The following is a 24,323-nucleotide window of genomic DNA, read 5'->3' as shown; positions in this document are numbered from 1 at the left end:
CTATTCTCCCGCTCCGCCGTGCAGGCTCTGCACCGGGTGGGCCGTCAGCTCGCGGGCGGCGTCCGGGTCGCCGTCGAGCTGGTCGACGGCCGCGTACGCGCTCGCGATGCAGGCCGGGATGCCGACGCCGTCGTAGGGCGCTCCGCAGACGGCGAGGCCGGGGAGCTTGGCGATGTGCTCGCGGATGCGTGCCACGCGCGCGTGGTGGCCGACCGGGTACTGGGGCAGGCCGTCGGTCCAGCGGGTGACGCGGGTCTCCAGCGGGGTGGCGTCCAGGCCGGTGGCGGCGCGCAGGTCGTGCCGGGAGACGTCGGCCAGTTCGGCGTCGGTGCGCCCGAGGATCTCCGTCTCGCCGTACCGGCCCACGGAGGTGCGCAGGACGACGACGTCGGGGTCCTCGTCGGCGATCCAGCCCCACTTCTGGGAGGCGAAGGTGGACGCCTTGACGGTGCGGCCGTCGACGGGCGGGACGAGGAAGCCGCTGCCGGCCGGCAGCGCGGTGTCGGCGCGGCGGTAGGCGAGGGTGATCAGGGCCATGGAGGCGTACTCGACGGCGGCCAGGTCCGCGGCGGCGGCCGGGGACTCGGGGGCGAGCAGTCGGGCGGCCACGGGGGCGGGGGCGGCGACGACCACGGCGTCCGCGTGCAGCAGGCGCTCCCCGGCCCGCACCCGCCAGCCGCCCGCGGCCTCGCGGCGCAGCTCGTCGACGGGCACCCGCGTGTGGATCTCCCCGCCGCGCGCGCGGACGGAGTCGGCGACGGCGAGCGGCAGGGAGCCCACGCCGCCCTCGACGCCCATGAACACCGGGCCGGACTGCCCGCTCTCGGCGGCCTTCGCCTGGAGGGAGCGGACCGCCTCGGTGAGCGAGGTGTGGCCGCGTGCGGCCTCGAAGAGCTGCGGGACGGCCGAGCGCATCGAGATGCGGTAGGCGTCGCCCGCGTAGACGCCGCCGAGGAGCGGTTCGACCAGGCGGTCGACGACCTCGCGGCCCAGCCGCGCCGCCACGTACTCGCCGACCGCGACGTCCTCGCCGGTCTCGGTGCGGGGCAGGCCGGCGTCGCGTTCGATGCGGGCGAGTCCCTCGTCGGAGAGCACGCCGCTCAGCGCGGCGGCCGTGCCGGGGACGCCCATGACATGGCCCTTGGGCATGGGGCGCAGGGCGCCGCGGGTCCAGATCGAGGCCGTCGCGGTGGCGGGCGGGGTCAGCCGGTCGCCGAGGCCCACCTCGCGCGCGAGGCCGACCGCCTCGGGGCGGCGGGCCAGCATCGACTCGGCGCCCAGGTCGACCCGGACACCGGCGATCTCGCCGGGCAGCAGCTTGCCGCCGACCCGGTCGGACGCCTCCAGGACCGTCACCCGCGCGCCGCGCTCCAGCAGCCGGTGGGCCGCGGCCAGCCCGGCGATCCCCGCTCCGACGACGACCACGTGCCGCCGCGTGTCCGTACCCGTTGCGCTCATGTCCCCACTCTCTCAGACCCCACCGACAGCGCCGCCAGGGCCTTGTGGCCCCTTCGCGTCCCGACCGTGATCTGTTCGGAACCGTCGCCGCCGAACATCCGGGGCGGGTACGGCGTCGAAGTGTCGAGAAAGCAGCCGACACGACCCTCGGGGGGTTCGCAGACATGCGCACACGACGTTCCGTACGACCGGCCCAGGCGTTGGCCGGTGTCCTGCTGGCCGCGGGCCTCGCCCTCACCGGGTGCAGCGCCGCGGGCGGCTCGGGGGACTCCAGCTCCGACAAGGCGGCCGTGCCCGACGCCCGGTCCGAGGCCCAGGCGGGCGGCTTCCAGGAGGACGCCAAGCAGGGCGCGGGCGACAGCGGTTCGCAGGCCACGTCGGCGCCGAAGGTCACCCCGAACCGCATCATCCGCACCGCCTCGCTGACGGTGCAGGTCAAGGATGTGACCGACGCCCTCGACGAGGCCCGTACGACCACCGAGAACGCGGGCGGTTACGTCGGCGACGAGTCCACCACCCGGGACGGGGACGGCACCGAGCGCACCCGGCTCGTCCTGCGGGTGCCGGTGGCGCGGTACGACGACGTCCTCGCCGACCTCCAGGGCGCGGGCAAGCTGCTGGAGCGCACGGCGAAGGCGCAGGACGTCACCGACCAGGTCGTCGACGTGGAGAGCCGGATCAAGACGCAGCAGGCCAGCGTCGCCCGGGTCCGGGAGCTGATGGACCAGGCCACCAAGCTGAGCGACGTGGTCACCCTGGAGGGCGAGTTGAGCCGCCGCGAGTCCGATCTGGAGGCGCTGCTCGCCCAGCAGGCGTCCCTGAAGGACCGCACCAGCCTGGCGACCGTCACCCTCAACCTGCGGGAGAAGCCGGTCGAGGAGGCCGCCGGGGACGACGACCCGGGGTTCGTGGACGCGCTCGCGGGCGGCTGGGACGCGTTCGTGACGATGCTGCGCTGGATCGCCGTCGCGTTCGGCGCGGTGCTGCCGTTCCTCGTGGTGGCCGCGCTGCTCGTGGCGGGGTGGCTGCGGCTGCGCCGGGGGCGCCGCCGGACGTCCCCGGCGGGCGAGCCCGGGCAGGACTGAAGTACCGGGCCCCCGTAGCGTGTTCGTATGAGCATGGAACGACTGGTCGTGATCGGCGGGGACGCCGCGGGCATGTCCGCGGCGTCCCAGGCCCGCCGCCTCAAGGGGCCCGGGGAACTGGAGATCGTGGCGTTCGAGCGCGGCGGCTTCACCTCGTACTCGGCGTGCGGCATCCCGTACTGGGTCGGCGGGGCCGTCCCGGACCGGGACGCGCTGATCGCCCGGACGCCCGAGGAGCACCGGGCCCGCGGGATCGGGCTGCGGCTGCGCACCGAGGTCACCCGGATCGACGTGGCCGGGCGGCGCGTACGCGCGCGTGACCTCGATGCCGGGACGGAATCCTGGACGTCGTACGACAAGCTCGTCATCGCGACCGGGGCGCGGCCGGTCCGGCCGGAGATGCCCGGGGCGGACGCGGCGGGGGTGCACGGGGTGCAGACCCTCGGCGACGGGCAGGAGCTGATCGAGACGCTGGCCCGCGCGCGGGGGCGGCGGGCCGTGGTCGTCGGCGCGGGCTACATCGGTGTGGAGATGGCCGAGGCGCTCATCGACCGCGGCTTCGAGGTGACGGTCGTCAACCGGGGCAGCGAGCCGATGTCGACGCTCGACCCGGACATGGGCCGGCTGGTGCACCGGGCCATGGAGGGCCTCGGCATCACCATGGTGAACGACGCCGAGGTCACCGGCGTGCGCACCGGCGACGACGGCCGGGTGCGGGCGGTGGTCACCGAGGCCGCCGAGTACCCGGCGGACGTGGTCGTCCTCGGCATCGGGGTCCGCCCGGAGACCTCGCTGGCCGAGGCCGCCGGGCTGCCCCTGGGCGCGCACGGCGGTCTCCTCACCGACCTGGCGATGCGGGTGCGCGGACACACCGACATCTGGGCGGGCGGCGACTGCGTGGAGGTCCTCGACCTGGTGTCGGGGCAGGAACGCCATGTGCCGCTGGGCACCCACGCCAACAAGCACGGCCAGGTCATCGGGACCAACGCGGGCGGCGGCTACGCCACCTTCCCGGGCGTCGTCGGCACGGCCGTCAGCAAGGTGTGCGACCTGGAGATCGCCCGCACCGGGCTGCGCGAGAAGGACGCGCGCCGGGTGGGGCTCCGGTTCGAGACGGTCACCATCGAGTCGACCAGCCGGGCCGGCTACTACCCCGGCTCCTCCCCCATGACCGTCAAGATGCTCGCCGAGCGCCGCACCGGTCGGCTGCTCGGGGTGCAGATCGTCGGCCGCGAGGGCGCGGGCAAGCGGGTGGACATCGCGGCGGTGGCCCTGACGGCCGGGATGACGGTGGAGCAGATGACGGCCCTGGACCTGGGCTACGCCCCGCCGTTCAGCCCGGTGTGGGACCCGGTCCTGGTGGCCGCGCGCAAGGCGGCGGCGAAGGTCCGCGAGGCCGGTTAGGGCCTTTCACTGGCCCTAGGCGGTCCCGCTGAGCCGCGGCAGGGTGGAGACCGGGGCGGTGACGGAGGAGGTGGAACCGGACCCGGAGGCGGACGTCGACTCCGTCGGCTTGGCGTGCGCGGCCGACGCGGGCCGGGACCGCAGCCGGTGCGCCACCGCCTCGTCCAGCGTCACCGGCCGCTGCATCTGCGAGGCGAGCCGCCCGGCCTCCTGGCCGAGCCGGGCCACGTCCTCCCAGGGCAGCCGGATCACCAGGGATATCTCCGCCTCGCCGTCGGGCGTGGCGTGCATCGGGGGAGCAACTCGGTCGGTCATCGCCTGATCCTCACGTCATCGCCGCGCGCCGCCTGCGCCGGGCCGCGGCCGTTGCCGGTTCATACGCACGGCCCGAGAGCGGTGTTCACCGGTTCGCCCACCGATTCACCCGGCGGATCGGGGGCAGTAGTCCCTTGTGGTCATCCCCGTCCATGACGTGAACCCGGTCCGCCGCACACCCGTCGTCACCTACGCGCTGATCGCCGCCAACGTCCTCGTGTTCTTCTTCATGCCCGGCCTGTCCGGTTCCGTGGCCGGGGACAGCACGCTCGCCCAGACCTGCCATCTGCACGCCTTCCTGGAGCAGTACGCGGCCGTGCCGACCGAGCTGATCCACCATCGGCTGCCCCGGCTGGTCCCCACGGGCGACACCCACGCCGGCGGCTGTCTGCTCGGCCCGCCGGACTACGACAAGTCCCCGCTGTTCAGCGTGTTCACCGCGATGTTCCTGCACGGCGGCTGGCTGCACCTGCTGGGCAACATGCTGTTCCTGCTGATCTTCGGGAACAACATCGAGGACCGCATGGGCCACGTCCGCTTCGCACTGTTCTACGTCGTCTGCGGCTACGCGGCGTCGTACGGCTTCGCGCTGCTGAACGCCGACTCCACCGACCCGCTGATCGGGGCGTCCGGCGCGATCGCGGGTGTGCTGGGCGCCTACCTGGTGCTGTATCCGAGGGCCCGGGTGTGGGTGCTCGTGCCGTTCCTGGTCTTCCTGCCGCTGCGGCTGCCGGCCTGGCTGGTGCTGGGCTTCTGGTTCGTGCTCCAGGCCGTCTACTCCTCCGGCGAGGGCGTCTCCGAGGCCGGCACCGTGGCGTACGCGGCGCACATCACGGGGTTCCTCGCGGGCATGCTGCTCGCCTGGCCGCTCAAGGCGGGCACGCCCCCGCCGCCGGAGCCGCGCGGCCTGCTGTTCGGCAGACGGGCACGGCCCCGGCACACGTGGTGAGAGCGGGGCGGACGCCTACAGATCCGCCGCGCTCAGCCGGTCCGGGCCGGTCGTGGTGCGCACCGTGGTGATCATCGAGCGGACGGTCTCCACGGACGGGACCCCGACGGGGCCGCCGCGCCAGGCGAGCAGCGCCTCCAGGGTCCGGTCGTCGGCGAAGGGGTCCAACTCGGTCGGCAGGGCGAGCCGGTGCTGTTCGCGCTTCTCGGGTGTGTCCTGGCGGCGCCGGAAGAAGGTGACGAGGGTCTCCCAGGACGTGGGGTCGGCCGCGAGCAGATGGAAGAAGTCGCGGTGCCGGCTGCGGATCACCAGGAGAGCCGCCAACTGGAGCCGGAACGCCCGGTCTTGTGCGGATCCGGCCTGGGCGGCGGCGATCCCCAGGGCCATGTTGAAGACGTTCACGAAACGCTTCAGGCGCCGCGGATTGGCGCCGAGCCCGCGCCGCAGCAGCTCCCAGAAGTCGTCGTCGTCCTCCCGTTGCACGACGTACGACGCGAACGCCGAGCGCAGGGTCTCGAAGGAGACGTCGGGCAGGAAGAACGGCAGTTGGACGATCTTGTCGAGATAGGCCAGCCCGGACACCACCTCGGCGGGCGCGTCCTTGAACGCGTCGCCGAACTTGTTGGTGGCGACGGCGGCCAGCACGTCCAGGTCGAGGGCGAGGACGAACACACAGCGGGACTCGCCGAGGAAGAGCTTCAGCGACTCCAGGACGGTCATCGCCGACTCCGGCGTACAGCGGTCCAGGTCGTCCACGAAGACGACCAGTCGCCCGTCGGTGCCGACGAACTCCTCCACCGCGTCCCGGAAGTCGTTCTCGAAGCGGTTGATCTGCCGGTACTGCTCGGCGTCCCCCTCGGCGAGTTCGGTGAGCATCGTGTCGACGTCACCGCTCTTGACCACCCCGCCGGTGGCCAGCGAGGCGGCCGTGCCGAGACCGGCGCGCACGGAGAGCCAGGTGGCGGCCTTGGCGAGGCGCAGGGCCTTCTCCCGCAGCCCCTGCTTCGTCTCCATCTCCGCCAGGATGGTGTGCAGCAGCGCCGCCCACACCTCCACCTTGCGGTCGTACTTCCAGGGGTTGAACCAGATGGTGGGGACCTTCTTCTCCTTCAGCCGGTGCTCCCACAGCCGCAGCAGACTCGACTTCCCGGTGCCCCAGGAGCCGAACACACCGACGGTGAGCGGCAGGGGCTCGGCCCGTTCGACGGCGGCGTGCAGCATGCTGACGTAGGGCCCGAAGTGGAAGGCGTCGTCGGCGGGTTCGGTGACGGGGTTGTCGGTCAGCAGGCGCAAGGCGGTTCCTTCGGTCGTGCGCGAGGGCGGGCTGGGACGCGTCGGTTCGTTCAGGCGGGCACCCGTTCGGCGTGGGCGCGGAAGGCGAGGAGGGCCGGGTCGTCGGGTCCGAGGGAGCGGGACCAGACGGCGAGCGCGGCACGGGCCTGCCGCGCGGCGACCTCGGCGTCCCCGACGGCGGCATGGTGCTCGATCACGGCGAGGACCAGCGCGCCGGTGGTCTCCGGTGGCTCGCGCAGTGCCGCCGGCAGGTCGAGCCGGTGGGCGATCTCGGCGATCCGGGCCCGGGCCACGGGATCGGCGGGATCGGCGGGGTCGATCGGGTCCTTGGGGAGGGCGGCCGAGAGCAGGGCCAGCGCGGACCGTTCGGCAGCCGCTCGCTCGTTGGGCCCCATCACCGTGGCCCGCATGACGGTGTGCAGGGCCGGATGCGTCTCGACGACATCGCGGTCGACGACGGCCAGCGCCTCGTCGGCGAGCCGCCGCAGGGCGAGATCGAGGCCGATCTTGTCGTGCAGCACACCGTCCGGTCCGGCGTCGTCCGGCCCCGGCCCCGGCCCGGTGACCGCGGACAGCAGCTCGAAGGAGACCGGGCCGGTCCCCAGAGAGATCAGCACCCGCAACAGTTCGGCGGCGGCCGGGTCGGTCTCGCCCAGCTCCGCCACCGCTTCCTTCCACACCGCGGCGAGCCGGACGTCGTACTCGGCCGGGCCGCCGCGCAGCAGCAGCTCGGCGCAGAGCCGGTCGAAGCCCTCCAGATGGTCGGTCACGCTCAGCCGGCGCTGGGCCAGCGAGCGGCCGAGCTGGATCAGCAGCGGCGGCAGGTTCCCGGCGCGCCCGGCGACCGCGTCGGCCTCCTCGTCGGTGAGCCAGTCCGCGGAGTCGCGCAGCAGCGCCCGGCTCTCGTCGCGGTCCAACGGCCCGACGCGTAAAGGGTGTTCGGCCCGTTCGGCCCATCTGGTGTGACGGCTGGTGACCAGGATGTGCCCGGCGTCGAGCGGAAGGTACTCGAAGAGCTTCTCCGGGGAGCCCGCGTTGTCCAGCACCAGGAGCCAGCCGCGGTCGACGCGGCCGGTGCGCAGCCGGTCGAGCACGGCGTCCACCGACCCCCGGCCGTCGCGCGGGCCCGGCACGGACAGGGCCTGGCCGAGCCGGTCGAGGGACAGGGCGAGGCTCTGGTCGTCCGCCGCCCGGCACCACCAGACGAAGTCGTAGTCGTCGCCGTACCGGTGGGCGTACTCGCGCGCGGTCGTCGTCTTGCCGACGCCCGCGATCCCGTGCAGCACGCAGAGTCCGTCGCCGTCGGGGCGGACCAGGGCCGCGCGGATCGTCCGCAGGAGTTCCTCCCGGCCCACGAAGTGCTGGTTGCGCGGGGGCGCGACACCGCGGACGCTCAGGGGCGGGCCGTCCCGGCGGACGCGCCGCGGGGAGCGCGCGGGCGTGACCGACGGGAGCGGGCCGCTGCCGCGCGCCCAGACGGCCGGGGGCAGGATCGTCCCGGCCAGTTCCAGCGCGCGGCCGGCGTCGGAGCGGGTCAGCCGCTCGGTGAGCAGCCCGGCCGCTCCGTCGCGCAGGACGTGGGCGCGCTGTCCACCGGCGTCCCGGTCACGCTCGGGCGCGCGGACCAGCAGACCGCTGTAGAAGACCTCGGCGACGGCCCCGTCCGTCCCGGCCGCCCCGGCCGTCCCCGGCAGCAGGTCGCGGCGCAGGGCACGCAGGAGATCTACGGTGACGAGCGGGGACACCGCGAGCAGCGCGGCGAGACGCACCGGCACGGGTCCGGCGAGATCCTCCAACGTCCGGATGAGGGCGGCGGGTTCGGTGCTCGGCGCGGGCGGCGCGAGGTCCGCCCAGACGCCGGTTCCGGCGCCGGAGGGGATGCCCTCGCCGTCGTACCAGCCGCTCGTGGGACCGGCCACGAGCCGGGCCCAGCCCTCGACGGCACCCTCGTCGTCCAGGGGCAGCAACGGGACCGCGCTCTCGGCGCGCAGTCCGGCGGCCGCCTCCAGGCTGCCCGGCCGGAGAAGGCATTCCAGCCAGGCGGTGGGGGTGCCGGGGCGGGCCGCACGCCAGCGGAACGGGGCGAGCGGAACGGCCGCGCGGTGCCGCAGCGGCGGGGGCAGGGGGTGCAGCACGGCGGTCGCGCAGGAACGGCCCCGCCGTTCGAGCAGCTCGACGGCACGGCCGTCCTGCCAGGCGGGGCCCACACAGTCGCTGAACACGAGCAGTGCCTGGTGTCCCGGCGTGGGCTCGGGGGTGGCGTCGAGCCGCAGTTCGCCCGGGGCGGAGCTGTCGATGGTGTGGACGCGCACGTCGTCGAAGGGGGCCTGGTCGAGGGCGGTGCGCAGATCGTGGACGGCCTGGGTCCACAACTCCATCGAGGGCGCGTCGTCGACGACCAGGTCTGCGGTGAGACGCGGGCCGCCGTCCAGGGGGCGCAGTGCGCTCAGCAGCGCGGCCGGGTTCATCACGGGGCACCGCCGTCGCCGGGGGCGTCCAGCAGCTCCGACAGCTCCACCGGCAGCGGCCGTTCAGGGTCGGCGTAGACAAGGGTCACGCGGGCAGGGCCACCGGCGCTGTACTCGACTGCCTGCCGTGCCCGCCAGGACCGGACGGCGTCCGGGATCTGCTCCAGGGGGACGGTGCGCGCCAGCTCCATGAGGGCGGCCTGGGTCGCGGGCCGCGGGTCCGGCGTCCAGATGAACACCGGGACGCCCTGGAGCAGGGCGAAGGCGACCTGGTCCGTGGCGACCTCGTCCGCGGCGGGCGGAAACGTCAGTTCGGTGGCGTCGAGGATCAGGGCCCGGCCCCCGGCTCCCTCCACCCAGCGCGGCTCGCGTGCCGCGGGAGGTGTGTCCTTGAGCCGGTCCCACCGCCGGTGCCAGCGCCTACGTCCGCTGTACAGACCCGTCAGTTCGGCGGGGCGCACGACGACCGGGTAGCCCCAGCCGAGCGCCGACGGTACGGGGTCCGTCGCGACGAGGAAGAGGTCCACGGGCAGAGTCAGCAGGGAGTACGGCAGCACGAACTCGATCAGCGGGGCAGGCCCCGGCTCCTGCGCCTCGAACCGGCGTACGACGTCTCGGACCACCCATTGCAAGTCCTCGCGGGGCACGGACCGGTCCGACCAGAGCGTGTAGGTGCTGCCGTCCGGCCTCGTGACCCGGCACGTGAGGTGGTAGGCCGTCTCCTCCCAGGCCGGGCCCACGTCGAAGGCGAGAACGGGCGGCTCGACCGCAGAACGGATGACGAAGGGCCGCCGTTTCCTCCCCCGCCGCCGCTCGACCGTACGCTCCCAGGTCCCCTGGTCCCCCACCGCGCCGACCGGCAGCAGCGAGGGCGCCGAGAGTTTGTCCACCAGCGCCGCGAACGCCTCCAGTTCCGCGCTGCCGGGGTCGTACACCCGCAGTACGTCGACCAGGAGGCGCAGGCTGCGTGCGTCCCGCCCGAGCTGCCGCACCAGGTGCATCGCCCTGCCCCGGGTGGACACGACCCCGTCCGGCCCCAGGTCGGTCCCGGGCGGCAGGCCCGTCCGCAGCTCGTCCACCAGCAGGGGGAACAGCAACGGGTCCCGCACCACGGGCACCGCCACCAGGGACTCCACCAGTTCGCCGTGCTCCCGCAGGGCGAGGCCGTCGGCCGGGGCCAGGCCGGGGATGCGGTCCAGGGCCGCCGAGAGCGGCAGGAACCGGCCGTGCCGCCCGTCCGGAGGGTGCTGGAGGGCGGTCACGATGCCGACCACGGCGCCCTCGGCGTTGATCACCGCGCTGCCGCTGAAGCCCGGCCGCGGTGACTCCACGTCGAAGTCGAGCCGTCCCCAGCCGTCCGGGGTGTCCGGTGCGGGCGCCTCGCGGACGGCGGCCCGAAGCTCCCCGTCGGGGGTGAGGAGCCGGACCTGCTGACCGGCCTCGGCCACACCGGCCCGGAACGGGGAGGGTGGCGGCGCGGTCCGGTTCAGGGCGAGCAGCGCGGCGTCGCCGGAGGAGTCGCGCAGGGGCAGCCAGCAGCCGGGGAGCACCTCGGCCGTGGTCTCCTCGGGAGGCTCGTCCGGCGTGCCGAGCAGCGTCACGCGCACCGAGGCGCGGGGGCCGTCGTCGCTGTGCGGGTCGAGGCCCAGCGCGCCGCTCACGACATGGGCGCAGGTCAGGACGTAGGAAGGGGTGATCAGGACGCCGGAACCGGCCGGCACGCCGTCGCGGCCCTGGATCTGGACCCGTCGGGGAAGCGCCCCCTCCACGTCCCCCGCCACCGCGCCCCCCGTTTCGCCGTCGCCGACGATTATCGGGCCGGGGGGCCGCTCACGTCAGCCGAACGGACGGAACGGGGGCCGCCGTTCCGCCGTTCTACCGGGCGGTCTGCGTGTGGACGTACTCCACGAGGCGGGTCAGCGCGTCCGGGTCGGTGGACGGCATCACGCCGTGGCCGAGGTTGAAGACGTGGCCCTCCAGCCCGGCGGCCGACTCCAGGACCTCGCGGGCCTTGGTCTCGACGGCCTCGGTGCCGGCGAACAGGACGGTCGGGTCGAGGTTGCCCTGGAGCGCCTTGCCGGGGCCGACCCGGCGGGCGGCCTCGTCGAGCGGGACGCGCCAGTCGACGCCGACGACGTCCGCGCCGGCCTCGCCCAGCAGGCCGAGCAGCTCACCGGTGCCGACACCGAAGTGGATGCGCGGGACGCCGTAGTCCGCGACGGCGTCGAAGACCTTCGCGGAGGCGGGCAGCACCGAGCGGCGGTAGTCCACCGGGGCGAGGGCACCGGCCCAGGAGTCGAAGAGCTGGACGGCGCTCGCGCCCGCCTCGATCTGCACCTTCAGGAAGGCCGCGGTGATGTCGGCGAGGCGGTCGAGCAGGTCGGCCCAGAGCTGCGGGTCGCCGTACATCATCGCCTTGGCGTTCTCGTACGTGCGGGACGGGCCGCCCTCGACGAGGTAGCTCGCGAGGGTGAAAGGCGCGCCGGCGAAGCCGATCAGCGGGGTGGCGCCGAGTTCGTCGGTGAGCATGCCGATGGCCTCGGTGACGTACGCGACGTCCTCGGGGGTGAGGTCGCGCAGCCGGGCCAGGTCGGCGCGGGTGCGGACGGGCTGCTCGACGACCGGTCCGACGCCGGGCTTGATGTCGAGGTCGATGCCGATGGCCTTGAGCGGGACGACGATGTCGCTGAAGTAGATCGCCGCGTCCACGCCGTGCCGGCGGACCGGCTGGAGGGTGATCTCGGTGACCAGGTCGGGCCGCATGCAGGAGTCGAGCATCGCCACGCCCTCGCGGACCTTGCGGTACTCCGGCAGGGAGCGCCCGGCCTGCCGCATGAACCAGACGGGCGTGTGCGGCACGGGCTCGCGCCTGCACGCCTTGAGGAAGGCACTGTCGTAGGTCGCTGTCGGCTGCCGGCCCGCGGGGCTCTCGTTCGCGCTCACGCCGGCAAGTCTCCCACGCCGTCGGGGGCCGTCCGGCCGGGCCCCGGACCGCCCGGGGCCCGTGCGCGTGTTCGCCCAGCGCGCAGCCGTCCGAGGTGGCCGCGCGGGTGTCTTGCCCTGCGCGAGGCCCCGGTTCCCCTTAATCTTCCCCGCATGGCTGCGGCTCAGGGACGACTGTCGGACGGCGCTGGCGGGATGGACGAGGCGAACGGGGGGAACGGGGCGAACGGAGCGGACCGGGACGGGAGCAGGTCGCTGCCGCTGCCCTTCCGGGCGGCGGTCGACGCGCTGCGGGCGGCGCGGCTGCGGCCGCAGATCGAGATCGATCCGACGCCGGCCCCGAAGAAGCTCGCCCCGTTCGCGTACGCGCTGGAGGCGGCGGTGGTGGACGGCGACCAGGATCTGGCCGACGGCAGGCTGGTGCTGCTGCACGATCCGGACGGGCACGACGCCTGGCGCGGAACGTTCCGCCTGGTGACTCTGGTCCGGGCCGAGCTGGAGCCGGAGATGGCGGCGGACCCGCTGCTGCCGGAGGTGTGCTGGTCCTGGCTGACCGGTGCGCTCCAGGCGCGCGGGCTGACGTACGGCGAGCCGAGCGGCACGGTCACCCGGGCCAGTTCGCACTACTTCGGCGGGCTGGCCGAGCGGCCGGCAGCCTCGCAGATCGAGATCCGGGCCTCCTGGACGCCCCGCGAGGGGCTGGGCGGGGTGCCGGACACGGGGGCGCATCTGGCGTCCTGGTGCGATCTGCTGGCGCAGGTGGCGGGGCTGCCGCCGGCCGGTCCCGGGGACGCGTCGGTGGTCACGCTGCCGCAGCGGCGGGGTCCGCAGTCGCGCTGAGGGGCACGTTCGGGTTTCGGGTGGGGCCGCCCACCCGTTCGGCCGCCCCGATGGGCGATCTCTTTGTCGATACGGCCACTTTCGATCCCGTAATGCACTCAGACAAACCGATTCGATCTTCGGATGATCGATCGCGTGTCCGAATTGCACGGATTGTTACTCACTAGATCGTGATCATTTTCTAAAGGACGCCGGGTTCGCTGCCGAAGACGACTGTGACCTTGAAAGCACGGTTCGTCCCGGCTTCCTCCCCACAAGCCCCCCACGAGCCGGCCCGTCCCCCACCCAGGAGGCCTGGTGTCCGTTCTCCTCGAGCAGCCCGCAAGCCTGGTCGCCTACCGCCCGAACAAGCCCACCGCGATGGTGGTCGTGGCCGACCCGCGTGTCCGATCCACCGTCACCCGTCATCTCTGGGCGCTCGGTGTGCGCGATGTCATCGAGGCCTCGTCCGTCGCGGAGGCTCGTCCCCGCATCGGCAACCCCCGCGACATCTGCGTCGCCGACGTCCACCTGCCCGACGGTTCGGGCCTCACCCTCCTGTCCGAGACCCGCGCCGCGGGCTGGCCCAACGGGCTGGCCCTCTCCGCCGCCGACGACATCGGCGCCGTCCGCAACGCCCTCGCGGGCGGGGTGAAGGGCTACGTCGTCACCGGCACCCGCACCAACGTCGGCCTCCCCAGCCGGCCCGGTGCCGCCCCCATCGGCGCGGCCGCGGCCCGCCTCCACCGCCGCCCCCCGGGTGCCCCGAGCCACCCGGGCGGCTACCGCGAGCTGTCCGGCCGCGAGGTCGAGGTCCTGCGCCTGGTCGCCGAGGGCCAGTCCAACAAGGCCATCGGCGTCTCGATGGGCCTGTCCGCGCTGACCGTCAAGAGCCACCTGGCCCGCATCGCCCGCAAGCTCGGCACGGGCGACCGTGCCGGGATGGTGGCGGTCGCCCTGCGGACCGGCATCATCCACTGAGCCCACCGAGCACCGAGCCCACCGGGCACACCGACCTGGTTGACCGGTTTACGACCCTGCGGCGCCCGTCGGCGGAACGTTCCGTCGGCGGGCGCCGTCGATACACAGATACCCTTGACAGGTGACCGACGCCCAAGAAACCGCAGCAGCCAGTTCACTGCGAACCACCGGAGGCGCCCCTCCGGACGACGGCGGATCCACTGGTTCTCCTGTTTCCGGGGCGCGCACGACCGAGCCGGCGCCCGAGCCGGCCCCCGCACCCGTTCCGCTGCTCGAACCCCGCGAGGGCATTCCGCCCGTCGTCGCCGACGCCGCCTCCCTCGCCGAGGTGATCGCCGCGTTCGCCGCCGGCTCCGGCCCCGTCGCCGTGGACGCCGAGCGGGCCTCCGGCTACCGCTACGGACAGCGCGCCTATCTGGTGCAGCTCCGGCGCGAGGGCGCCGGCAGCGCGCTCATCGACCCCGTGGCCTGTCCCGACCTGTCCGGGCTCGGCGAGGCCCTGTCCGGCGTCGAGTGGGTGCTGCACGCGGCCACCCAGGACCTGCCCTGTCTGCGCGGCATAGGCATGGTGCCGACGCGGCTGTTCGACACCGAGCTGGCCGGACGGCTGGCCGGGTTCCCGCGGGTCGGTCTGGGCGCCATGGTCGAGGGCGTCCTCGGCTTCGTCCTGGAGAAGGGACACTCCGCGGTCGACTGGTCGACCCGCCCCCTCCCCGAGCCCTGGCTGCGGTACGCCGCGCTGGACGTCGAGCTGCTCGTCGACCTGCGGGACGCGCTGGAGGCGGAGCTGGACCGGCAGGGCAAGCTGGAGTGGGCCCACCAGGAGTTCGACGCGATCGCCTCGGCCCCGCCGCCGGAGCCCCGCAAGGACCCCTGGCGCCGTACGTCCGGCATGCACAAGGTGCGCCGTCGGCGGCAGCTCGGGGTGGTGCGGGAGCTGTGGGAGACCCGCGACCGGATCGCCCAGCGGCGGGACGTGTCCCCGGGCAAGGTGCTGTCCGACGCGGCGATCGTCGAGGCCGCGCTCTCCCTGCCGGCCAATGTGCACGCGCTGTCCGCGCTGAACGGCTACGGCCACCGGATGGGGCGCCGCCAGCTCGAACAGTGGCAGGCCGCGGTCGACCGGGCCAAGTCGCTCAGCGAGGCCCAGTTGCCGCAGCCGGGCCAGCCGGTGGCGGGACCGCCGCCGCCGCGGGCCTGGGCCGACAAGGACCCGGCGGCCGCCGCCCGGCTCAGCGCGGCCCGCACGGCCGTCTCCAAGCTGGCCGAGAAGCTGAACATGCCCCAGGAGAACCTGATCGCCCCGGACGCCGTCCGCCGCGTCTGCTGGGAGCCACCGCAGCCGGCCGACCCCGACTCGGTCGCCACGGCCCTCACCACCCTCGGCGCCCGCCCCTGGCAGGTGGACCAGGTGGCCCCGGCACTGGCAGCGGCCCTGACCGACTGACCGCCCCGGGGGGCCTGTACGGCAGCACCGGGCACGGCGACATACCCGCGCCGACGCGGCCGCCCTGCCAGGAGTCGGACCCCGCCACCCTCACCGGGCTCGGCGCCCCCTGGGCTCCCCCGGCCCCGTGACCCGCGGGATCGGGTACGGCGAAAACAACGGGGCGCGGGCTCGCCGGAAGGGTTGGCGCCGAGCCGCCGGTCGCGCCGGGACGGCAGAGGCAGGGCGTCCGGCGCGGCGGTGCGCCTGTGCGGACGGCCGTCGAGATCGCGCCAAGATCTTGGGTGGGTGCCCGCTCCCGTCGGTCCGGCGTTACGTCGGTGGTGTGACCTTCGCCGCTTGGGGCTCCGGGGCTGGGCAGCTACGTTACCCACAAGTAGCATGGGCGCTGAGCGCGCGCTCAGCTCTGCGCGCCGCAGCAGTGCCATCCCGCACCCTGGAGGAGAGCCATCGTGCCTCGTACCGTCAGGGACGTCGTCTTCGTCGACGGCGTCCGCACCCCGTTCGGCAAGGCGGGCCCGAAGGGCATCTACCACGAGACCCGCGCCGACGACCTCGTCGTGAAGGCGATCCGGGAGCTGCTGCGCCGCAACCCCGGTCTCGACCCCAAGAAGATCGACGAGGTCGCCATCGCCGCGACCACGCAGATCGGTGACCAGGGCCTGACCCTCGGCCGCACCGCCGGCATCCTGGCCGGTCTGCCGACCTCCGTGCCCGGCTACTCCATCGACCGCATGTGCGCCGGCGCCCTGACCGCCGTCACCGCGGTCGCCGGTTCCGTGGCCTTCGGCGCGTACGACGTCGCCGTGGCCGGCGGTGTCGAGCACATGGGCCGGCACCCGATGGGCGAGGGCGTGGACCCCAACCCGCGCTTCGTCAGCGAGAAGCTGGTCGACGAGTCCGCCCTGTTCATGGGCATGACCGCCGAGAACCTGCACGACCGCTACCCGCAGATCACCAAGCTGCGCGCGGACGAGTACGCGGTGCGCTCCCAGGAGAAGGCCGCCAAGGCGTACGCCGACGGCAAGATCCAGGCCGACCTGGTGCCGGTCTCGGTGCGCCGCACCAACCCGGAGGCCGGTGAGACGGGCTGGGGCCTGGTCACCGCCGACGAGCCGATGCGCCCGGGCACCACCCTGGAGAACCTCTCCGGCCTCAAGACCCCCTTCCGGGTCCACGGCCGGGTCACCGCGGGCAACGCGGCCGGTCTGAACGACGGCGCGACCGCCTCCCTGATCGCGTCCGAGGACTTCGCGCGCGAGAACGGCCTGCCGGTCAAGATGCGCCTGGTCTCCTACGCCTTCGCGGGCGTGGAGCCGGAGGTCATGGGCTACGGCCCGATCCCGGCCACGGAGAAGGCGCTCGCGCAGGCGGGTCTGTCGATCTCCGACATCGGTCTGTTCGAGATCAACGAGGCCTTCGCCGTCCAGGTGCTGGCCTTCCTCGACCACTACGGCATCGCTGACGACGACGCGCGCGTCAACCAGTACGGCGGCGCCATCGCCTTCGGTCACCCGCTGGCCTCCTCCGGCGTGCGTCTGATGACGCAGCTCGCCCGGCAGTTCGAGGAGCAGCCGCAGGTCCGCTACGGCCTGACCACCATGTGCGTCGGCTTCGGCATGGGCGCCACGGTCATCTGGGAGAACCCGCACTTCGAGGGGGACAAGTGAGCACCACCACCGAACTGCTCAAGGGCGCGGCCGAGCTGTTCCCCGACGAGGTCGTGACCCAGGCGCACGTACGCCACCTGGACCTGCCGTTCGGGGCGGGGCGCTTCGCCCTGATCACCCTCGACAACGGCTTCGACCACACCAAGCCGACCACCTTCGGCCCGCAGTCCCTGGCCAACCTCGACGCCGCGATCGACCGCGTCGAGGCGGAGGCCGCGGCCGGCGAGATCGTGGGCGCGGGCATCACCGGCAAGCCGTTCATCTTCGCCGTCGGCGCCGACCTCAAGGGTGTCGAGCTGCTGAAGGAGCACAAGGACGCGCTGGCCATCGGCAAGGGCGGCCACGAGGTCTTCAAGCGCCTCGCGGCGCTGGCCGTGCCCACCTTCGCCTACTACAACGGCGCGGCGATGGGCGGCGGTGTCGAGGTCGGTCTGCACTGCTCGTACCGCACCGTCTCCAAGGCGCTGCCCGCGTTCTCGCTGCCCGAGGTCTTCCTCGGTCTGGTGCCCGGCTGGGGCGGCTGCACGATCCTGCCGAACCTGATCGGCGCCGACAAGGCCGTCTCGGTGATCATCGAGAACAGCCTCAACCAGAACAAGCAGCTCAAGGGCAGCCAGGTCTTCGAACTCGGCATCGCGGACGCGCTGTTCGAGGGCGCGGACTTCCTGGAGCAGTCGCTGCTGTGGACCGCGCGGGTCCTCAAGGGCGACATCGAGGTCGAGCGTCCGGTGATCGACCGCGGTGAGGCCTGGGACCAGGCCGTCGCACGCGGCCGGTTCGTCGCCGACTCCAAGGTGCACGGCGCGGCCCCGGCCGCCTACCGCGCGCTGGACATCATCGCCGCCGCCAAGAACGGCGACCTCCAGCAGGGCTACGACGCCGAGGACATCGCGCTCGCCGACCTGATCATGGGTGGTGAACTGCGCGCCGGCATCTACGCGTTCAACCTGGTGCAGAAGCGCGGCAAGCGCCCGGCCGGGGCCCCGGACAAGAGCCTGGCCCGTCCGGTCACCAAGGTCGGTGTCGTCGGCGCCGGTCTGATGGCCTCTCAGCTCGCCCTGCTGTTCCTGCGCCGTCTGGAGGTGCCGGTCGTGCTGACCGACATCGACCAGGAGCGCGTGGACAAGGGTGTGGGCTACGTCCACGCCGAGATCGAGAAGCTGCTCGGCAAGGGCCGGATCAACCAGGACAAGGCCAACCGCCTCAAGGCCCTGGTCTCCGGTGTGCTGGACAAGGCCGAGGGCTTCGCGGACGCGGACTTCATCATCGAGGCCGTGTTCGAGGAGATCGGCGTCAAGCAGCAGGTGTTCGCCGAGGTCGAGGCGGTCGCCCCGGCGCACGCGATCCTCGCCACCAACACCTCCTCGCTGTCGGTCTCCGAGATGGCGTCGAAGCTGAAGAACCCCGAGCGGGTCGTGGGCTTCCACTTCTTCAACCCGGTCGCGATCCTGCCGCTGCTCGAGATCGTGCGCGGCGAGAAGACCGACGACGCCTCGCTGGCCACGGCGTTCGCCGTCGCCAAGAAGCTGAAGAAGACGGCCGTCCTGGTCAAGGACGCCCCGGCGTTCGTCGTGAACCGCATCCTGACCCGCTTCATGGGCGAGGTGCAGAACGTCATCGACGAGGGCACCCCGGTCGAGGTCGCGGAGAAGGCGGTGGAGCCGCTCGGCCTGCCGATGTCCCCGCTGGTCCTGCTGGAGCTGGTCGGCCCCGCGATCGGTCTGCACGTCTCCGAGACGCTCAACCGCGCGTTCCCGGACCGCTTCACGGTCTCCGCGAACCTCGCGGCGGTCGTCAAGGCGGGCAAGCGCGGCTTCTACGTCTACGACAGCGGCAAGCCGGAGCTGGACCCCGAGGTCGCCGCGCTCCTGAAGCAGGGCGACAACGTCCTGACCGAGGAGCAGGTGCGGGCGCGGGTGCTGGACGCGGTGGCGCAGGAGATCGGGCTCATGCTCGACGAGGGCGTCGTCGCCGAGGCCCAGGACATCGACCTGTGCCTGATCACCGGCGCGGGCTGGCCCTTCCACCTGGGCGGCATCACGCCGTACCTGGACCGCGAGGGCGTCTCCGAGCGGGCGAACGGCAAGAAGTTCCTGGCTCCGGGCGTGGCGTCGGTTCCGGCGTAACACCTCAGGGATGCCGAAGGAGGGCCTCCGCCGATACGGCGGGGGCCCTCCCGTCGTTCCGCCTGTCTCAGACCTCCAGCCAGGCTCTGAGGGCCAGGCCGGGTTCGTCCTTGCGGCGGGTGAGGAGCAGTCGGCCGGTGGAGGGGGACAGGGTGGCGGCGGCGACCCGGTTCTCGTGGTCCAGGGCGAGCGCCACCTCGGCGTCGTCGGGCAGTTGGGGACCTGACTCGGTCCACCAGGCGCCGGCCGACTCCTGTTCGGTGGGGTAGGCGGCGAAGGCCACCCGGCCGCTCGCGGAGCGCTGGGCGAGCAGGGTGCAGTCGTGGCCGTCGAGTTCGCAGCGGATCGCGGCGACGGGGCCGGGGCCGGCCGCAGGGAGCACGGCGACCGGCTTGTCGCCGGGGCGCCAGGCGTGGATGTCGCCGGAGGCGTCGGTGAAGAAGAGCGTGGTGTGCTCGGCGGAGGTGGCCAGCGCGCGCAGGGTGCCGCGGCGCACGGTCACGTCGAGGGTCTCCTCCAGCACGGGCGGGCTGCCCGGCTCGCGCTGCCGCCAGTAGTGGAGGCCACCGGTGCCGACCGCGTACACCTCCACGCACCCCGACTCCCCGGTGACGGCCGCCGGTTCGGCGACGATCCCCTCGCCCTTGAGGTCGCGCCAGGGGTCCCAGCCGCCCTTCTCCTTCTGGGCGGCCATGCCGAGGGCGCCGGTGGAGCTGCGGACGAAGACATGGGCGCGGCCCTGGGCGTCCACCGCGACGGCGGGTACGCCGGTACGGGCGCCCTTCTTGTCGGGATGGCCGACCGGGACCCAGTCCAGCGGGGCGAGGAGGGGCCGGTAGTGGGTGGAGTGCACCACGCCCGCCTCGCCCTTCACGGTGGACCGCCAGGACGCCAGGTGACCGTAGCCGTCGGGTCCGTGGCCGACGGCGAGGACCGCGTGCACCTTCTGGGGGCCGCCGACCGTACGCGGGGCGTCCCAGGGGCCGCCCGGGGTGCGTTCCGCCCTGCACAGCACGGCGCCGTCCGACGCCAGATAGACACTCAGCCGCCCGTCGCGGCCGCGTATGAGCCAGTCGCCGTTCACCCGATCACTGTATGACGGCCCTCCCCCGCCCACGTCCGCCGGGCCCGGGGGAACGGCCGTCCGTGGGACGCTGGCCCCATGGACGACGACGGCACTCCCCTGCTGGTGATCGTGGACGGCGCGAACGTCGTCGGCTCGGTGCCCGACGGCTGGTGGCGCGACCGCCCGGCCGCCGCCCGCCGCCTCCGCGACCACCTGGCGACGAACGGCCTGCCGGGCCACCCCGGCCCGGTGGAAATCATCCTGGTCGTCGAAGGCGCGTCCCGCGACGTCGAACCGGTCCCCGGCGTCCACGTCGACCCGGCCCCCGCCGACGGCGACGACCACATCGTCACCCTGGTGGCCACCGCCCCCACCCGCCCCCGCCTGGTCATCACAGCCGACCGCGAACTGCGCCGCAGGGTGACGGAACTGGGCGCGAAGGTCGCGGGGCCGCGAGCGGTACGAGGCTGAGGGCAGGGGGCGAGGCCGGTCGGACCGGTCACACCGTGTCGGCCGGGGCAGCAGGCTGTTCGCCACGGCCCAGGCGGCTGTGGGAGCGGCCGTAGAGGAAGTAGACGACCGCGCCGATGGCCATCCAGGCGGCGAAGCGGATCCAGGTTTCGGCCGGGAGGTTGATCATCAGCCAGAGGGAGGCCAGGACCGAGACGATCGGGAGGAAGGGGACCCACGGGGTGCGGAAGGCGCGGTGCAGGTCGGGGCGGGTGCGGCGGAGGACGATGACGCCGATCGCGACGACCACGAAGGCGAACAGGGTGCCGATGTTGACCAGCTCGGCCAGCTCGCTGAGGGGGGTGAATCCGGCGAGGATCGCGATCAGCACGCCGAGCAGGATCGTCGGGCGGTGCGGGGTCTTGAAGCGGGGGTGGACCTGCGAGAAGAAGCGCGGCAGCAGTCCGTCGCGGCTCATCGCGAAGAACACCCGGGTCTGCCCGAGGAGCAGGATCATGCAGACCGTGGTGAGACCGACCGCCGCGCCGAAGCTGATGAAGCCGGCGAACCACGGATGCCCGGTGGCCTTGAAGGCGTCGGCGAGCGGCGCGGTGATCGACAGCTCGGTGTAGTGCTGCATGCCGGTGACCACGATCGACACGGCGACGTAGAGGGTGGTGCAGATCAGCAGCGAGCCGAGGATGCCGCGCGGCATGTCGCGCTGCGGGTTCCTGGTCTCCTCGGCCGCCGTGGCGACGACGTCGAAGCCGATGAAGGCGAAGAAGACGACGGAGGCGGCGGTGAAGATGCCCATCACGCCGAAGTTGGAGGGCGCCCAGCCGAACATGAGCTGGATGAGCGGGGCCTGGAGGTTCCCGCCCGCCTCCACGGTCTGCGCCTTCGGCACGAACGGGTCGTAGTTCGAGCCCTCGATGAAGAAGGCGCCCGCGATGATCACGGTCAGGACGACGACGAGCTTGATCGCGACGACCAGGGCGGTGACCCGCGCGGAGAGCTTGGTGCCGATGACGAGGATCGCGGTGAGCACCAGGACGAGCACGGCGGCGAGGATGTCGAAGCCGAAGCCGTCGGCCCCGTCCCTGCTGCCGAGCGCGTCCGGCAGATGCCAGCCGGCGTTGTCCATCAGCGAGGCGACGTAGCCGGACCAGCCGACGGCCACCACCGCCGTACCGAGGGCGAACTCCAGGACCAGGTCCCAGCCGATGATCCAGGCGGGCAGTTCGCCGAGCGAGGCGTAGGAGAAGGTGTACGCCGATCCGGCGACCGGCACGGTCGAGGCGAACTCGGCGTAGCAGAGCGCGGCGAGCGCGCAGACGACGCCGGCGACGACGAACGCCAGGGCGACGGCGGGCCCCGCGTTGTTCTTGGCCACCGTGCCGGTCAGGACGAAGATGCCGGTGCCGATGATGACGCCGACGCCGAAGACCGTGAGGTCCAGGGCGGACAGGGTTTTCTTGAGCGCGTGCTCGGGCTCCTCGGTGTCGAGGATGGACTGCTCGACGTTCTTCGTCCGGAAGAGGGTGCTGCTCATGTGCGCGTACCTCCCACGCTGCGTCGTCCCAGACATGATCGAGAGGGCGTACTTGCGTATGCCCCGGCCCGGGCGCGTTAACGCGAATGGGCCGGTTCGACCACCCTTCGCAGTGGTCGAACCGGCCCATCCGGTCGTGTCGGGTGGCGTCAGTCGCGCGCGGGCTGCACCGACTCCACGGTGGCGGCGCCGTCGTAGCGCCCGTCGAGCCGGGCGACCAGGCCGGTGACCTGGCGGGCGATGTCGGGGGCGGTCAGGCCGATCTCGGCCATGACCTCGGCGCGGGAGGCGTGGTCGAGGAAGCGCGGCGGGATGCCGAAGTCGCGCAGCGGGACGTCGACGCCCGCGTCCCGCAGGGTCTGCGCGATCGCGGAGCCGACACCGCCGACGCGGCTGTTGTCCTCGACGGTGACGACGACCCGGTGCCGTTCGGCGAGCGGGGCCATGGCCTCGTCGACGGGTTTGACCCAGCGCGGGTCGACCACGGTGGTGGTGATGCCCTGCCTCTCCAGCAGGCCCGCGATCTCCAGGCACATCGGCGCCAGGGCGCCCACGGAGACCAGCAGCACGTCCGGCGTGTCGGTGCCGGGCTCGCGCAGCACGTCCATGCCGCCGACGCGTCCCACGGCGGGTACGGCGGGGCCCACGGCGCCCTTGGAGAACCGTACGACGGTCGGCGCGTCGTCGACGGCGACGGCCTCGCGGAGCTGGGCGCGGACCTGGTCGGCGTCGCGCGGGGCGGCGAGCCGGAGGCCGGGGACGACCTGGAGGATCGACATGTCCCACATGCCGTTGTGCGAGGCGCCGTCGGTGCCGGTGACACCGGCCCGGTCCAGCACGAAGGTCACGCCGCACTTGTGCAGGGCGACGTCCATGAGGACCTGGTCGAAGGCGCGGTTGAGGAAGGTGGCGTACACCGCGAAGACGGGGTGCACGCCCGCGTGGGCGAGGCCGGCCGCGGAGACGGCGCCGTGCTGCTCGGCGATGCCGACGTCGTAGACCCGGTCGGGGAACGCCTTGGCGAAGCGGTCCAGGCCGACGGGCTGGAGCATGGCGGCGGTGATCGCGACGATGTCGCGGCGCTCCTCGCCGAGCTTGACCATCTCCTCGCCGAAGACGGACGTCCAGTCGGCGCCGGAGGTGGCGATCGGCAGTCCGGTGTCGGGGTGGATCTTGCCGACGGCGTGGAAGCGGTCGGCCTCGTCCTGGAGGGCGGGCTGGTAGCCGCGGCCCTTCTCGGTGAGGCAGTGCACGATCACGGGGCCGCCGAAGCGCTTGGCGCGGGCCAGCGCGGACTCCAGGGCCTCGATGTCGTGGCCGTCGATCGGGCCGACGTACTTCAGGCCGAGGTCCTCGAACATGCCCTGCGGGGCGATGAAGTCCTTGAGGCCCTTCTTGGCGCCGTGCAGGGTGTCGAAGAGCGGCTTGCCGACGACCGGGGTGCGCTCCAGGACCTCCTTGGTGCGGGCCAGGAACCGCTCGTAGCCGTCGCTGGTGCGCAGGGTCGCCAGATGGTTGGCGAGGCCGCCGATGGTCGGCGCGTAGGAGCGCTCGTTGTCGTTGACGACGATGACCAGCGGGCGGTCCTTGGCGTCGGCGATGTTGTTGAGCGCCTCCCAGGCCATGCCGCCGGTGAGCGCGCCGTCGCCGATGACGGCCACGACATGGGCGTCGCGGTCGAGGATCTCGTTGGCCTTGGCGATGCCGTCGGCCCAGCCGAGCACCGTGGAGGCGTGGCTGTTCTCGATGACGTCGTGCTCGGACTCGGCCTGCGAGGGGTAGCCGGACAGGCCGCCCTTCATCTTCAGCCGGGAGAAGTCCTGGCGGCCGGTGAGCAGCTTGTGGACGTAGGACTGGTGGCCCGTGTCCCACAGCACCTTGTCCTTCGGGGACTCGAAGACGCGGTGCAGGGCGATGGTGAGCTCGACCACGCCGAGGTTGGGGCCGAGGTGGCCGCCGGTCTTGGACACGGCGTCGACGAGGAAGGTCCGGATCTCCTCTGCCAGCTGGTCCAGCTCCTCCAGGCTGAGCCGGTCCAGATCGCGCGGTCCCCTGATGCGGGTCAGCAGCGGCACCCGTGCCTCCTTGCAGTTGAGCTGATCGAGCTGTTGCCGGGCTTGTCGAGTCTAATGTTCCGTCCCGGCGGCCGGACTCCGGGCCATGCGTCATAGGTCACGCGATCGGCCGTACCCATCATGGGGCTTTCCTATGACATGTCGTTCGTGCCGTTCTCATGACACGGCCGGGCCCGGCACAGGACACGGCTGTGCCCGGCACCTCCCGGTGCCGGGCACAGT

18 protein-coding genes are annotated in these 24,323 nt (G+C 73.1%); 9 read left to right on the top strand and 9 right to left on the bottom strand.

Annotated features, from left to right (window positions below):
- Entirely contained in the window at positions 1-1,458 is a 1,458-nt protein-coding gene (hemG, locus tag AFM16_RS29620; RefSeq protein ID WP_078635338.1) for a protoporphyrinogen oxidase, read from the bottom strand.
- Positions 1,459-1,622: 164 nt separating this feature from the next.
- Here hemG and AFM16_RS29615 point away from each other — a divergent pair, with 164 nt between their 5' ends.
- Positions 1,623-2,543, top strand: a complete 921-nt coding sequence (locus AFM16_RS29615) for a DUF4349 domain-containing protein (protein ID WP_078635335.1) — start codon at positions 1,623-1,625, stop codon at positions 2,541-2,543.
- 27 nt (positions 2,544-2,570) lie between these two features.
- Positions 2,571-3,947, top strand: coding sequence for an FAD-dependent oxidoreductase (locus AFM16_RS29610; protein ID WP_078635332.1), 1,377 nt, complete (start codon positions 2,571-2,573; stop codon positions 3,945-3,947).
- Positions 3,948-3,962: 15 nt separating this feature from the next.
- On the opposite strand, the gene AFM16_RS29605 is transcribed toward AFM16_RS29610, so the two are convergent.
- On the bottom strand, positions 3,963-4,262 hold the full coding sequence (locus AFM16_RS29605) for a hypothetical protein (protein WP_030789692.1): 300 nt from the start codon (positions 4,260-4,262) through the stop codon (positions 3,963-3,965).
- A 136-nt stretch (positions 4,263-4,398) separates the two neighbouring features.
- On the opposite strand from AFM16_RS29605, the gene AFM16_RS29600 reads away from it, so the two are divergent.
- Positions 4,399-5,211, top strand: a complete 813-nt coding sequence (locus AFM16_RS29600) for a rhomboid family intramembrane serine protease (RefSeq protein WP_030789695.1) — start codon at positions 4,399-4,401, stop codon at positions 5,209-5,211.
- Between the two features lie 15 nt (positions 5,212-5,226).
- On the opposite strand, the gene AFM16_RS38750 is transcribed toward AFM16_RS29600, so the two are convergent.
- The 4 genes from AFM16_RS38750 to hemE all read right to left on the bottom strand — a co-directional run bounded on the left by AFM16_RS38750 (position 5,227) and on the right by hemE (position 11,915).
- Entirely contained in the window at positions 5,227-6,504 is a 1,278-nt protein-coding gene (locus AFM16_RS38750) for a KAP family P-loop NTPase fold protein (protein WP_107419175.1), read from the bottom strand.
- A gap of 50 nt (positions 6,505-6,554) precedes the next feature.
- Complete coding sequence (gene fxsT / locus AFM16_RS38745) at positions 6,555-8,972, bottom strand: FxSxx-COOH system tetratricopeptide repeat protein (protein ID WP_107419174.1); 2,418 nt, start codon at positions 8,970-8,972, stop codon at positions 6,555-6,557.
- Positions 8,972-10,753, bottom strand: a complete 1,782-nt coding sequence (locus AFM16_RS29590) for a VMAP-C domain-containing protein (protein WP_078635329.1) — start codon at positions 10,751-10,753, stop codon at positions 8,972-8,974. Before AFM16_RS29590 ends, fxsT begins: the two co-directional genes overlap by 1 nt.
- A gap of 94 nt (positions 10,754-10,847) precedes the next feature.
- On the bottom strand, positions 10,848-11,915 hold the full coding sequence (hemE, locus tag AFM16_RS29585; protein WP_078635327.1) for a uroporphyrinogen decarboxylase: 1,068 nt from the start codon (positions 11,913-11,915) through the stop codon (positions 10,848-10,850).
- 153 nt (positions 11,916-12,068) lie between these two features.
- On the opposite strand from hemE, the gene AFM16_RS29580 reads away from it, so the two are divergent.
- The 5 genes from AFM16_RS29580 to AFM16_RS29560 all read left to right on the top strand — a co-directional run bounded on the left by AFM16_RS29580 (position 12,069) and on the right by AFM16_RS29560 (position 18,958).
- On the top strand, positions 12,069-12,755 hold the full coding sequence (locus AFM16_RS29580) for a DUF3000 domain-containing protein (protein WP_037875695.1): 687 nt from the start codon (positions 12,069-12,071) through the stop codon (positions 12,753-12,755).
- 297 nt (positions 12,756-13,052) lie between these two features.
- Positions 13,053-13,715: a response regulator transcription factor gene (locus AFM16_RS29575; protein WP_030789712.1), complete on the top strand. Its 663-nt coding sequence runs from the start codon at positions 13,053-13,055 to the stop codon at positions 13,713-13,715.
- Positions 13,716-13,836: 121 nt separating this feature from the next.
- Entirely contained in the window at positions 13,837-15,162 is a 1,326-nt protein-coding gene (locus AFM16_RS29570) for a ribonuclease D (RefSeq protein WP_078635324.1), read from the top strand.
- A 452-nt stretch (positions 15,163-15,614) separates the two neighbouring features.
- Positions 15,615-16,832, top strand: coding sequence for a thiolase family protein (locus AFM16_RS29565; RefSeq protein WP_030789718.1), 1,218 nt, complete (start codon positions 15,615-15,617; stop codon positions 16,830-16,832).
- Positions 16,829-18,958, top strand: a complete 2,130-nt coding sequence (locus AFM16_RS29560) for a 3-hydroxyacyl-CoA dehydrogenase NAD-binding domain-containing protein (RefSeq protein ID WP_030789721.1) — start codon at positions 16,829-16,831, stop codon at positions 18,956-18,958. Before AFM16_RS29565 ends, AFM16_RS29560 begins: the two co-directional genes overlap by 4 nt.
- A 67-nt stretch (positions 18,959-19,025) precedes the next feature.
- Here the strand turns inward: AFM16_RS29560 and AFM16_RS29555 are convergent, their stop codons facing one another.
- On the bottom strand, positions 19,026-20,042 hold the full coding sequence (locus tag AFM16_RS29555; RefSeq protein ID WP_078635321.1) for a DUF8189 domain-containing protein: 1,017 nt from the start codon (positions 20,040-20,042) through the stop codon (positions 19,026-19,028).
- A gap of 78 nt (positions 20,043-20,120) precedes the next feature.
- On the opposite strand from AFM16_RS29555, the gene AFM16_RS29550 reads away from it, so the two are divergent.
- Positions 20,121-20,495 (top strand): PIN domain-containing protein, encoded by a 375-nt coding sequence (locus tag AFM16_RS29550; RefSeq protein ID WP_078635318.1) that lies wholly within the window; start codon positions 20,121-20,123, stop codon positions 20,493-20,495.
- 28 nt (positions 20,496-20,523) lie between these two features.
- Here AFM16_RS29550 and AFM16_RS29545 read toward each other — a convergent pair whose 3' ends face one another.
- Positions 20,524-22,026 carry an amino acid permease gene (locus tag AFM16_RS29545; RefSeq protein WP_078635315.1) on the bottom strand — a complete coding sequence of 501 codons (1,503 nt, stop codon included), beginning with the start codon at positions 22,024-22,026 and terminating at the stop codon, positions 20,524-20,526.
- A gap of 149 nt (positions 22,027-22,175) precedes the next feature.
- Positions 22,176-24,101, bottom strand: a complete 1,926-nt coding sequence (gene dxs / locus AFM16_RS29540; protein ID WP_078635312.1) for a 1-deoxy-D-xylulose-5-phosphate synthase — start codon at positions 24,099-24,101, stop codon at positions 22,176-22,178.
- Positions 24,102-24,323 lie beyond the last annotated feature (222 nt).

Origin of the sequence: Streptomyces antibioticus (genome assembly GCF_002019855.1) — a bacterium.
Lineage (GTDB): Bacteria > Actinomycetota > Actinomycetes > Streptomycetales > Streptomycetaceae > Streptomyces > Streptomyces antibioticus_B.
Note: the sequence above shows the minus strand (reverse complement) of the source record. Positions and strands in the feature narration are given on the sequence as shown.